Below are 11,860 nucleotides of genomic sequence, written 5' to 3'. Positions count from 1 at the left end.
CACAAAGAGGCGTCTGAAAAGCGTTTAAGGGAGGAGGCTCATATGTCGAAAAAGATGACCGACGGTATCAGCGGCGCAGTCATTTTACTGTTTGCGACCCTGATGTATACGAGCTTGCCAGGACCCGGAGAGACGGTGGTTGCAGGGCTCGACATGAGCCTGGCTCCGCGGCTGGTCGCCCTGATCCTTGGTGGCCTGAGCCTCATGCTGCTGATCATGACCTTCGTGCCGTTCAAGGGCCTGGGCATGGGCACCGACGCCTCCGATGAAAAGGCGTCGCAGCACCGGTTTGCCTATCCGGGCCGGCTGATCGCTACCGCGGTCCTGATCATCGCCGCTGCGGCATTGTTCGAATGGCTGGGCTTCGTGCTGACCTCGGTGATCTACATCTTCGCGCAGTGCTATATCCTGACTTACGACCCCGGCACCTTCAAACCCGTCCGTACCGCGATCATTGCGATCGCCTTCCCCGTCGCCGTCTATCTGATGTTCTGGCACTGGCTCTCGATGCCGCTGCCCAAGGGCATCCTGTGAGGAGCTTGTGATGTTTGACGTCTTCCTGCAAGGCGCCGCAGCCGCGCTTGATATCTATTGCGTTCTTCTGGTTTTCGGCGGAGTCGCTCTGGGTATCGTCTTCGGCTCCGTTCCGGGACTCACCGCCTCGATGGGTCTCATCCTGTGCCTGCCGCTGACCTTCACCATGCCGGCACTGCACGGGTTGTCACTGCTGTGCGGGCTGTTCATCGGCGGCATCTCGGGCGGGCTGATTCCGGCGATCCTGATGAACCTGCCCGGAACGCCCGGATCGGTGGCAACATTGTTCGACGGCTATCCCATGGCGATGAAAGGCGAAGCCAGGAAGGCGCTCAGCGCGGCAGTGCTGTTTTCCTTCCTCGGGACCCTGTTCGGCATTATCGTGCTGGCTGTCTTTGCACCAATGCTGGCCCGCTTCGCGCTGAGGTTCACGCCATTTGAATATTTTGCCGTCTCCTTCTTCGCACTCTCGCTGATCGCTAGTCTGAGCGCAGGATCGATGATCAAGGGTTTCATCAGCGGCGTGATCGGCATCGCCTTTGCCATGGTGGGGATGAGCCCGGTCGGCGGCATCGAACGGCTGACCGCCGGACAGGTTGACCTGCAGAGCGGCTTTGCCATGGTGCCGTTCCTTGTGGGTCTCTTCGCGATCTCAGAACTGCTTCACGATTCGGGCAATGGTCCGGCCCGAGCGACCATGCACAAGCTGGGCACGGCGGCCAAGGAGGTCGGGCTGAAGCTGGCCGATGTGGTTGGCAACATCCGCACCTTCTTTGTCGCCGCGACAGTCGGCACAGGCATCGGCATCCTGCCGGGGATCGGCGTCAGCACTGCCAGCCTCACCGGCTATCTTGCAGCCAAGAAAACCTCGCGCCGTGGCGATCAGTATGGCACCGGGATCGTCGACGGTGTCGTGGCATCGGAAAGCGCCAACAATGCCTGCATAGGCGGGGCGCTGGTTCCCCTGCTGGCCCTGGGCATTCCCGGCGATACCGTGGCTTCGATCCTGCTGGGGGCGTTCATCATGAACAACATCCAGCCCGGTCCGCTGCTGTTTCTGACCCAGGGCGAGCTGGTCTATGGCATCTTCACCTCGCTCATCGTCGCCTCGGTCGCAATGGCCGTGTTCATGTTCGCGCTGATGCCGGTGTTCATCCGCATCGTCCGTACGCCCAAGAACGTGCTGATGCCGCTTGTCGTCGTCATGTGCCTCGTCGGGGCTTTCGGCCTCAACAACCGTGCTTTCGACGTCTGGTCGATGGTGATGTTCGGCGGGCTGGGCTTCGCTCTGCGCACTTTCGGTTTTCCGCTGCAGCCGGCAGTTCTGGGGTTCATCCTCGGACCAATCGTCGAGACCAACTTCTATCGCGCGCTGACCGCATCGAAGGGGGACTACAGCGAATTCCTGACACGTCCGATCAGCGGCACTTTCGTGGTGCTGTCGTTCATCTTCATCGCGCTGCCCTTGTTCAGCGCGCTCTACACACGCTTTCGTCCGGTCAACCAAAGCTGACCGATCTATTTCAAAAGGAGGAGACTACCATGAAACTGAAAACCTTGAAGACACTTGCCCTGGCGGCCATTCCCGCGTTCGGCCTCATAACGGCCGGTGCTGCGATAGCCCAGGATTATCCGTCCCAGCCGATCCAGCTGGTAATTCCCTATAACCCCGGAGGTGACTCCGATCTGCTCGGCCGCATCTTCGCGTCGCAGCTTGAAAGGGTCCTGGAAAGCACCGTCGTGCCCGTGAATGTGGCCGGCGCTTCCGGCAGCATCGCCACCACCAAGGTCTATCAGGCTGATCCGGACGGATACACCATGCTGTTCCACCACTCCGGCGTGCTGGGCAGCATGCTGACCAAGGCCATCGATTTCAGATTCGACGACCTGACCGTGCTCGGCTCCGTCGGCATGTCCGAAGGATCGATCTGGGTCACATCGGCCAGCTCGCCCTACCAGAACATGGAAGACCTCGTTGAAGCCGCCAAGGCCAATCCCGGCACCGTCAAGAACGGCATCAATTTCGGCAGCCAGACCCATGTCCATGCCGCCGCCTTTGAAGAGGCAGCAGGTGTTGAGATGCACAACGTCGATGTTGGTGGCATCGGTGAGAAGATTGTCAGCATCCTTGGTAAGCACGTCGATGTTTCCGAGGTGCAGGTTGGCGCTGTGCAGAGCTATCTTGAAAGTGGCGACATGCGTGCGCTCGGCACCCCTGCCGCCCAGCGCTTCAGCGGCCTGCCGGATGTTGCGACCTTCCAGGAACAGGGCATTGACGTTGCCATGCCAGACCGCCTGTTCTGGGTGGCACTGCCGCCGAACGCACCCGCCGATGTGGTTGAAAAGCTGCAGTCAGCACTTGCGGAACTCGGTGAAAGCAAAGAGCTGGCGACCGAATACGCAAAGGTTCAGATGACGCCTCGTTTCCTCTCAGCGCAGGAGACCGCTGATTACCTGAACAACGAGTTCGATTTCAACTCGCAGTACAAGGATATCTTCCTTTCGAAGAAGTAAGCGCATATCGCTCCGGGCCCCCGTGTCCGGAGCGTTTTTTAATTATCCTGGGAGGGAAAAATGAAATTGAATTTTATTTACGGAGCCTGTGCCGCGCTGTGCCTTTGCGTTGTGCAATCTTCAGCTTTCGCGCAAGTGGCAGCCACGAGTGACAACCCGGTACATGGCGCTATTGATTTCCACGTCCACACTTCACCGGATGTGTCTTCACGCAACCTCACCGACATGGAGCTGGCAAGGATCGCCGCCCGTTACGAAATGGGCGGGCTGGTGCTCAAGAACCACGGCACGATGACTGCGGACCGGGCCGCCCTGGTCAATGCCGCGGTGCCCGAGATCGAAGTCTTCGGCGGAATCGTCCTCAACTACGCTGTCGGCGGCCTCAATGCTGCCGCAGTGCACAACATGGCGAAAATGTCAGGCGGTCGCGGCAAGGTTGTCTGGTTCCCGACCGGCGATTCGGCATTTCACCGTGCGACCAAGACAAAGAAGACCGGGGGAATTACCGTCTTCGAGGGTGGCGAACTCTCCGGGGCAACCGAAGAGGTCCTCGCCGCAATCAAGGAACACGACCTGATCCTTGAGACCGGGCATCTCTCTCCCGAGGAAGTTCTGGCGGTGATCCAAAGGGCCAATGAGCTGGGAATAGACAAGATCGTCGTCACCCATGCGATGGCGGAAAACCCCGGTCTTGATGTCGCGCAAATGAAAGAGGCCGCAAGCCTGGGGGCACATCTCGAACTGATCTATCTCGATCATCTCGGCACCCCGACCGCCCACATGGAGTGGCTTCGCAACCGCCGCCCGAATTCCATTGCCAACATGGCAGCCGCGGTCAAGGAGATCGGTGCCCAGCACTTTATTCTGGCCAGCGATCTCGGGCAGACCGGCAACCCGATTCATCCCGACGGCATGGTTGAGCTGATCAACGGGCTGATGGCCGAGGGTATCCCCCGCGCCGACATCGACGTCATGGTGCGGGAGAATCCCGGCAAATTGCTGGGGCTTTGATCTCGCGCGCTTGCCTCCATTGATATGATCCGCGCGGGCGACAGCCCGGAAAGGCCCGCGCGGATCATTTCGTTTTCAACATCCAGCAGGACCCTGTGGCATGACACTGAACAGCTTTGACCTGATCTGCGAGATTGCGGGCGACCGGTTCATCGACTTGTCAAAGGCCGCGTCGGTTTTCCCGCAACTTGCGGAGATGCCGCTCAGCATCAGGATACTGTTTGAAAACCTTGCCCGTCACGAAAACGGCGAAAACATCACCAGCGACCAGTTGGCCCGGCTCGCCCGCGGCGACGCCCAGGGCCTGGAAATCGATTTTCACCCCTCGCGGGTCATCATGCAGGACAGTGCCGGCATGCCCGCACTGATCGATATGGCAATGTTGAGGGACAAGGCGCGGGAGCAGGGCATGGACCCCGCCGCGCTGAACCCGCAGGTCCCCGCCGACCTGATCATCGACCATTCGATCATGGCCCATCATTCACGCGGGCCGGATGCGCTTTTGCGCAACCAGGCGCGGGAATTCACCGAGAACCGGGAACGCTTCGCCTTCATGAAATGGGCGCAGAAGAAGATGGACAACCTCACCGTGATCCCGCCGGGACGCGGCATCATCCACCAGATCAATATCGAATACCTGGCTGAAGTCGTTTCTGTGCGCGATGTCTACGGGGCGCGGTGGCGGTTTCCCGATACGGTGATCGGCACCGACAGCCACACGACGATGGTCAATGGCATAGGCGTGCTGGGCTGGGGTGTCGGCGGCATCGAGGCCGAGGCCGTCATGCTGGGCGAAGCCATCTCGATGCTGGTCCCGCCGGTGATCGGTGTGCATCTGACGGGGACACTGCCCCCTGGTGTGCTTGCGACCGACCTTGCGTTGAAGCTGACCGAGACGCTGCGCGGCTTTGGCGTGGTCGGCGCCATTGTCGAGTTCTTCGGGCCCGGTGTGGCCGCACTCTCTGTGGCCGACCGGGCGACTATCGCCAATATGAGCCCGGAATTCGGTTCCACATCGGCAATGTTTCCCGTCGATCGGTCAACCATCGACTACCTTCGCCTCACCGGACGCCCCGGTGCCAAGGTCTCGGCGGTCGAAAACTATTGCCGGCGGACCGGTCTGTGGTTCGATCCTTCAGCCCGCCCTTGTTTCGATGACGTGATGGAGTTTGATCTTTCCACCGTCCGGCGCACGGTTTCCGGCCCCTCTCGCCCCGAACAGGGCCGCGACATCGACGCGGTTCCAACTGTCATGGACGAGACCATCGGACGCGAGCTCAGGACACAGAACGGTGTCAGCGATGGCGACATCGTCATTGCCGCCATCACCTCCTGCACCAATACCTCGAACCCGGAGGCAATGATCGCCGCCGGTCTGCTGGCACGCAATGCGCGGCAGCGCGGGTTGGCAGTGAACCCCCGTATCAAATGTTCCCTGGCGCCGGGTTCGCGGGCGGTGATGCATTACCTGCGTGCGGCAGGGCTGGATGCGGACCTGTCCGCGCTGGGCTTCAACCTGACGGCCTTCGGCTGCACCACCTGTGTCGGCAATTCGGGCGACATTGACCCGGAGGTGGCAAAGGCCGTGACCGACGGTGATCTCTGCGTCTCGGCGGTTCTGTCCGGAAACCGCAATTTCGAAGCCCGCATCCACCCTCTGGTGAAAGCCAATTTTCTCGCTTCGCCGCCGCTCGTGGTGGCTTACACCCTTGCCGGGACCATGCGAACCGATCTCTCCGTTCTGGGCACGGACCCCGAAGGCAACCCGGTCAGTCTAGCAGACCTGTGGCCCAGCGCCGAAGAGATCGACAGCTTGCTTCGCCAGGTAGTGGTGCAGGAGGGTTTCACCTCCTCCTACAGCGATGTCACGCGCGGAGACGAAAACTGGGAAGCGCTAGACGTCGCCGGCGGTGACACATTCAGCTGGCTGGACGAGAGTACCTATATCCAGCGCCCGCCGTTTTTCGACCTGCCTTCGAACTTCTCCGCAGGCAAGATCCTCGACGCTGCCCGGCCTCTGCTGATGCTCGCAGATTCGGTGACGACCGACCATATCTCACCGGTGGGCACCATCGCGCGCGACAGCGAGGCGGCGGCCTATCTTTTCGAGCGTGCCGTGGAGCAGAAGGATTTCAACAATTACGGCGGACGCCGTGGCAATCACAATATCATGGCGCGAGGCACCTTTGCCAATCTGCGGATCAACAACGAGATGATCGACGGCATCGGCCCGCGTACGCTGGTGATGCCGGAGGGACGCGAGACGAACATTTTCGAAGCCTCCGAAGCCTATGCCGCGCGCGGCGAGCAGGTGATGGTCATTGCCGGACAACGCTACGGCGCAGGCTCGGCGCGGGACTGGGCCGCCAAGGGCACCCGGCTTCTGGGCATCCGGGTCGTGCTGGCGGAAAGTTTCGAACGAATACACCGCTCCAACCTCGTCCGGATGGGTGTCCTGCCGCTGCAATTTGAAGAGGAGCTAGGCCGCACCTCGCTCGGGCTCACGCCGGAAGACCGGTTCTCGATCGAAGCCAGTTGTGACACGCTCAGTCCGGGGGGGACGTTTCGGTATCCGTCATTGGCCCCGACGGCGCTGTCCGCCTGGAATTCACGGCGATTTGTCGGGCGGATACAAGGGAGGAGCTCCGCTACCTGCGCGAAGGCGGTATCCTGCCCAGCGTTGCAAAGCGGCTGTTTATGAACGAGCATGGTTGCATCGAACGATCTATGTGATTCCGGTAGAAGCAACCAAGGGTTGATTTTACGGATCGATCGAGGTTGTGGGTATTGCCAAGTTGCTGAAGCGAGATTTTGAAAGCGCTTGATGGCGACGATTATGGTGTGATTTCGGCGGCATAGTCAGCCCAGAGACAGAATGCATCTGCCCTGGCATTACGGTAAGACGTGGCGGCGAGAGCGGAAGATATTGTTAATCTGGCAGGCGCTGGTGCGGGGATCAGCAACTGTGCGGAATTCGCAGGCAGGCATCCGGTTCAATATGGTGACGCCGATCGCAGCTTTTGTCTGTTGAGCGAGGAATGACCGCGCGAACGCCGTCCGATGACGCCTTTTCACCGACCATCGCGGTCTCGATCGGCGCCCGCTTCTGTGCTGTCAGGCTATGGGCACCATTTAAAGCGGTCTTTTCAGCCACCGTGACAGCACGCCGATGATGCCTTCGCGAAACACCAGCACCCCGATGACGAAGATCACGCCCTGGATGACCGTGACCCAGGCGCCGAAGGTTGCCAGATAGTTCTGCATCGTCACGATCATGGCCGCACCGACCAGCGGCCCGAATATCGTGCCCATGCCACCCAGCAGGGTCATCAGCACGACCTCGCCCGACATCGACCAATGCACATCCGTGAGCGAGGCCAGCTGGAACACCTGGCTCTTGGTGGCGCCGGCCAGACCGGCCATTGTCGCCGACAAGGTGAAAACAATCAGCTTGTAGCGGTTGACGTCATAGCCCAGCGAAATGGCGCGCGGCTCGTTTTCGCGGATCGCCTTGAGAACCTGGCCGAAAGGCGAATGCACGATCCGGTAGAGCATCAGGATGCCGCCGAATGTCACCACCAGCACGAAGAAATACAGCGCGATATTGTCGGCCAGCGGGATCAATCCGAACAGGTCGCCGCGCGGCACGCTCTGAATTCCGTCCTCGCCGCCGGTGAATTCCGCCTGCAGCGCGACAAAATACACCATCTGCGCAAAGGCCAGCGTGACCATGGCGAAATAGATGCCCTGCCTGCGGATCGCCAGCGAACCGATGGCAAGGCCCAGCACACCGGCCGCCGCAGCGCCGCACAGCACCGACAGTTCCGGGGTCAGGCCCCAGACCTTGGCGGCATGGGCCGCAACATAGCTTGCTCCGCCGAAATAGGCCGCATGGCCGAACGACAACAGCCCGCCAAAGCCCAGCAACAGGTTGAAGGCGGCTGCAAACAGCGCAAAGCACATCACCTTCATCGCGAAGACCGGATAGACAAAAAACGGCAGCGCGATCAGCGCGGCGAGCATGACGGCAAAGATGGCCTTGTGCAGGGCCGGCATGCCGGCGGTTTGCACCACGGGCGCAATATCGGTTGTCTTGTCTTGCATAGCCATCAGGCGGGCCTCCCAAACAGCCCTTCAGGCTTGATCATCAGGACGATTGCCATGATGACGAAAATCACCACGGCCGATCCTTCGGGATAGAATACGCGGGTCAGACCCTCGATGATGCCGAGCATGTAACCCGTCACGATCGCGCCCATGATCGACCCCATGCCACCGATCACCACCACCGCGAAGACGACGATGATCAGTTGCTCGCCCATGGTCGGGTTGACCGAATAGATCGGGGCGGCCAGCACGCCTGCGAACCCGGCCAGCGCCACGCCGAAGCCGTAGGTCAGCATGATCATCAGCGGCACGTTGACGCCGAAGGCACCGACCAGCACCGGATTTTCCGTCGCCGCGCGCAGATAGGCGCCCAGCCGGGTCTTTTCGATCATGAACCATGTGCCGAAACACACCAGAACCGAGGCGGCGACGACCCATGCGCGATAATTGGGCAGGAACATGAAGCCGAGATTGTGTCCGCCGGACAACAGATCGGGGATCTGGTAGGGCAGGCCGGAAATGCCGTAATAATTGCGGAACAGACCCTGAATGATAAGCGCCAGACCAAAGGTCAGCAACAAGCCGTAGAGATGGTCAAGATGATAGAGTCGCGACAGCATGGTGCGTTCCAGCACGATGCCGAAGGCCCCGACGATCAGCGGGGCCAGAAACAGCGCCGGCCAGTAGCCAATGCCGAGATAGTGGAGCAGCATCCAGGCCACGAAGGCGCCCGCCATGTACAGCGCACCATGCGCAAAATTGATAATGTTCAGCAGCCCGAAGATCACGGCCAGACCGAGCGACAAAACCGCATAGAACGACCCGTTGATCAGCCCCAACAAGAGTTGGCCCAGCAGAACCTGCGGTGGTACTCCCAATAACTCGAACATGTTTTGGCCCTGTTGCGCGGTTTGGTGAAAGACTGTCCGCCCCGCCTGGACAGCGGGGCGGACAGGGTGCCAGGCTTACTGCTTGGTGAAGTCGCACTCGTCCAGCATCGGCAGGAAGGCTTCCTCGCCGGTGATGGAGGAGATCTGGTTGTAGAGGTCCCATTCACCTTCCGACTGGTCGGGTGACTTGACTTCGAACAGATACATGTCGTGAATCGCACGGCCGTCGCCCCGCACGGTGACCGTGCCGAAGAGCGGATCGTTGAATTCCATTTCCTTCATCTTGGCGACAACGGCCTTGCCGTCATCCGCGCTGCCTACGGCCTCGACCGCGGCCAGATAGGCCATGGTGCCGGAATAGACGCCGGCCTGAACCATTGTCGGCTGCGCGCCGTGGATGTCCATGAACCGCTTGGACCATGTGCGGGTGTCGTCGTTCTGATCCCAGTAGAAGGCTTCGGTCAGCGACAGTCCCTGGGCTGTCTGCGCACCCAGTGCATGCACATCGGTGACGAAGAACAGCAGGGCGGCCATCTTCTGACCGGCCTGGGTGATGCCGAATTCCGACGCCTGCTTGATTGCGTTGACGGTATCGCCGCCGGCATTCGCCAGACCGATCACGTCAGCACCGCTGCCCTGTGCCTGAAGCAGGAAGGACGAGAAATCCTGCGCCGGGAACGGCACGTTGACCTGGCCGACAACTTCGCCGCCATTGTCCTTGACGACCCGGGCGGTGTTTTCCTCAAGCGAGTGGCCAAAGGCATAGTCAGCCGTCAGGAAAAACCATTTCTTGCCGCCTGCCTTGGTCATCGCCGCACCGGTGCCGGTGGCAAGTGCTGCGGTGTCATAGGTCCAGTGGACTGTCGTCGGGCGGCACTGTTCACGGGTCAGCGATGTGGAGCCGGCGCCGGAATCGATCAGAACGCCGTTCTTTTCATTGGTGATGTCAGCCACGGCCAGGGCCACCGAAGACGTCGGGACGTCGAGGATCGCGTTCACGCCGTCCACGTCATACCATTGACGGGCAATGTTGGATCCGATGTCTGGCTTGTTCTGGTGATCGGCCGAGATGATTTCGACCTTCATTCCCTTGTCGGCGGCCTTGAAATCCTCGACGGCCATGCGTGCAGCCACGACGGAACCTTCGCCGGACAGGTCGGCATAGATGCCGGAGCGGTCGTTGAGCACGCCGAGCTTGACACTGATATCCTGGGCCAGCGCCGAAGAGCCGGTCATCGCAGCCAGTGCTGCGGAGCAGATTGCGAGTTTCCTGATCATGCTTTTCCTCCTGTTTGCAGCGCGGATGCGCCGCCTGATTGATGTTGGCTGGTCAGACACCCAGATAGTCGTGGAGTTTCTGGGTGTTCTGTTCGAGCTGGTCGTTGGGGATCATGTCCACCACCTTGCCCTGATCGACGATGTAATGCCGGTCGGCGACCGATGCAGCGAAGCGGAAGTTCTGTTCCACCAGCACGATGGTGAAGCCTTCGTCCTTCAGCGCGGCAATGGTGCGGCCGATTTGCTGGACGATGACCGGCGCCAGCCCTTCGGTCGGTTCGTCCAGCAGCAGCATCTTGGCACCGGTGCGCAGGATGCGTGCGATCGCCAGCATCTGTTGTTCGCCGCCCGAAAGCTTGGTGCCCTGACTGCTGGAGCGCCGTTCCTTGAGGTTCGGAAACAGGTCGTAGATTCTGTTCGATGGACAGGCCACCCTCGGCGATGCGCGGCGGCAGCAGCAGGTTTTCCTCGACGCTGAGCGAGGAGAAGATGCCGCGTTCTTCGGGACACAGGGCAATGCCCAACCGGGCGATGTGGCGCGGCTGCATGCCGATCAGTTCGGTTCCGGCAAATGTGACGGAGCCGGTGCGCTTGCCCAAAATCCCCATGATCGCCAGCAATGTCGAGGTCTTGCCCGCCCCGTTGCGGCCCAGCAGGGTGACAACCTCGCCCTGAGGCACCTCGAAATCGATACCGTGCAGAACATGACTTTCGCCATACCAGCCCTGAAGGCCGCTGACCTTGAGTAGCACCTTTGCCGCATCAGTCATGGCTCGCTCCGATATAGGCCTCGATCACCGCGGGGGTCTTCGAAATCTCGGCATAGGTGCCTTCGGCAAGAATTTCACCGCGCGCCAGCACGGTGATGCGGTCCGACAGGTCGGCCACGACCGACAGGTTGTGTTCCACCATGAGCACGGTGCGGTTTTCCGCGATCCGGCGGATCAGCTGGGAGATGAGCTCCACATCCTCGCGCCCCATGCCCGCCATCGGTTCGTCCAGCAGCAGCATGTCGGGGCTCAGCGCCAATGTGGTTGCGATCTCGAGCGCGCGCTTGCGGCCATAGGGCAGCGCGGCGGCGCGTTCATTGGTGAATCTGGTGAGCCCGACTTCGTCGATATAGCCCTTGGCCTGATCGTCGAATTTCGACAACAGGCGGTCCGACCGCCAGAAGTCGTAGCTTTCCCCGCGCATGCGCTGCAACGCCACGCGCACATTCTGCAGGACGGACAGATCCGGGAAAATGGCCGAGATCTGAAACGACCGCACCATGCCCAGCCGCGCGATCTCGGCGGGCTTCATGCGGGTGATGTCCCGGCCCTCATAGGTGATCGTGCCACGGGTCGGCTGCAGGAACTTGGTCAGCAGATTGAAACAGGTCGTCTTGCCGGCACCGTTCGGGCCGATCAGCGCGTGGATGGTTCCCTTTTCGATCGACAGATCGACGTCGTTCACGGCAACGAAACCCTTGAACTCCTTCGTCAATCCCTTGGCCTGAAGCGCTATTGCCATTCTTCCCCCAACGT

General features: G+C 60.7%; 9 protein-coding genes and 2 pseudogenes. 5 read left to right on the top strand and 6 right to left on the bottom strand.

The window, feature by feature from the left end:
• Positions 1 to 42: 42 nt before the first annotated feature.
• From OEG82_RS23930 to acnA, 5 genes are all read left to right on the top strand, one after another.
• Positions 43 to 534, top strand: a complete 492-nt coding sequence (locus OEG82_RS23930) for a tripartite tricarboxylate transporter TctB family protein (RefSeq protein WP_267615122.1) — start codon at positions 43 to 45, stop codon at positions 532 to 534.
• 10 nt (positions 535 to 544) lie between these two features.
• A complete protein-coding gene (locus OEG82_RS23925; protein WP_267615121.1) occupies positions 545 to 2,047 on the top strand; it encodes a tripartite tricarboxylate transporter permease in 1,503 nt (500 codons plus the stop codon).
• A gap of 29 nt (positions 2,048 to 2,076) precedes the next feature.
• Entirely contained in the window at positions 2,077 to 3,048 is a 972-nt protein-coding gene (locus OEG82_RS23920) for a Bug family tripartite tricarboxylate transporter substrate binding protein (protein ID WP_267615120.1), read from the top strand.
• 60 nt (positions 3,049 to 3,108) lie between these two features.
• A complete protein-coding gene (locus OEG82_RS23915; RefSeq protein WP_267615119.1) occupies positions 3,109 to 4,059 on the top strand; it encodes a DUF6282 family protein in 951 nt (316 codons plus the stop codon).
• Between the two features lie 100 nt (positions 4,060 to 4,159).
• Positions 4,160 to 6,760 carry an aconitate hydratase AcnA gene (gene acnA, locus OEG82_RS23910; protein ID WP_267615118.1) on the top strand — a complete coding sequence of 867 codons (2,601 nt, stop codon included), beginning with the start codon at positions 4,160 to 4,162 and terminating at the stop codon, positions 6,758 to 6,760.
• A gap of 191 nt (positions 6,761 to 6,951) precedes the next feature.
• On the opposite strand, the pseudogene OEG82_RS23905 reads toward acnA, so the two are convergent.
• The 6 genes and pseudogenes from OEG82_RS23905 to OEG82_RS23880 form a co-directional block, all read right to left on the bottom strand.
• Positions 6,952 to 7,165 (bottom strand): annotated as a pseudogene (locus OEG82_RS23905) (hypothetical protein); the annotation flags it as partial.
• Between the two features lie 26 nt (positions 7,166 to 7,191).
• Entirely contained in the window at positions 7,192 to 8,169 is a 978-nt protein-coding gene (locus OEG82_RS23900) for a branched-chain amino acid ABC transporter permease (protein WP_425497667.1), read from the bottom strand.
• Complete coding sequence (locus OEG82_RS23895; protein WP_267615117.1) at positions 8,169 to 9,056, bottom strand: branched-chain amino acid ABC transporter permease; 888 nt, start codon at positions 9,054 to 9,056, stop codon at positions 8,169 to 8,171. Before OEG82_RS23895 ends, OEG82_RS23900 begins: the two co-directional genes overlap by 1 nt.
• 75 nt (positions 9,057 to 9,131) lie before the next feature.
• Positions 9,132 to 10,334, bottom strand: a complete 1,203-nt coding sequence (locus OEG82_RS23890; RefSeq protein WP_267615116.1) for an ABC transporter substrate-binding protein — start codon at positions 10,332 to 10,334, stop codon at positions 9,132 to 9,134.
• Between the two features lie 52 nt (positions 10,335 to 10,386).
• Positions 10,387 to 11,104, bottom strand: a pseudogene (locus OEG82_RS23885) (ABC transporter ATP-binding protein).
• The gene (locus tag OEG82_RS23880; RefSeq protein WP_267615115.1) at positions 11,097 to 11,846 is read right to left on the bottom strand and encodes an ABC transporter ATP-binding protein; all 750 of its coding nucleotides are present in this window, start codon (positions 11,844 to 11,846) and stop codon (positions 11,097 to 11,099) included. Before OEG82_RS23880 ends, OEG82_RS23885 begins: the two are co-directional and overlap by 8 nt.
• Positions 11,847 to 11,860: the final 14 nt, after the last annotated feature.

Origin of the sequence: Hoeflea ulvae, assembly GCF_026619435.1 — a bacterium.
In the GTDB taxonomy this organism is placed as follows: Bacteria; Pseudomonadota; Alphaproteobacteria; order Rhizobiales; family Rhizobiaceae; genus Hoeflea; species Hoeflea ulvae.
This window is presented reverse-complemented; position numbering and strand designations above follow the sequence as displayed.

Bases quoted from the DNA above. Each gene is read 5' to 3' on its own strand.
- OEG82_RS23880 (WP_267615115.1), bottom strand. From the start codon at position 11,846: ATGGCAATAGCGCTTCAGGCCAAGGGATTGACGAAGGAGTTCAAGGGT.
- OEG82_RS23930 (WP_267615122.1), top strand. From the start codon at position 43: ATGTCGAAAAAGATGACCGACGGTATCAGCGGCGCAGTCATTTTACTG.
- OEG82_RS23920 (WP_267615120.1), top strand. From the start codon at position 2,077: ATGAAACTGAAAACCTTGAAGACACTTGCCCTGGCGGCCATTCCCGCG.
- OEG82_RS23895 (WP_267615117.1), bottom strand. From the start codon at position 9,056: ATGTTCGAGTTATTGGGAGTACCACCGCAGGTTCTGCTGGGCCAACTC.
- OEG82_RS23915 (WP_267615119.1), top strand. From the start codon at position 3,109: ATGAAATTGAATTTTATTTACGGAGCCTGTGCCGCGCTGTGCCTTTGC.
- OEG82_RS23925 (WP_267615121.1), top strand. From the start codon at position 545: ATGTTTGACGTCTTCCTGCAAGGCGCCGCAGCCGCGCTTGATATCTAT.
- acnA (WP_267615118.1), top strand. From the start codon at position 4,160: ATGACACTGAACAGCTTTGACCTGATCTGCGAGATTGCGGGCGACCGG.
- OEG82_RS23890 (WP_267615116.1), bottom strand. From the start codon at position 10,334: ATGATCAGGAAACTCGCAATCTGCTCCGCAGCACTGGCTGCGATGACC.
- OEG82_RS23900 (WP_425497667.1), bottom strand. From the start codon at position 8,169: ATGGCTATGCAAGACAAGACAACCGATATTGCGCCCGTGGTGCAAACC.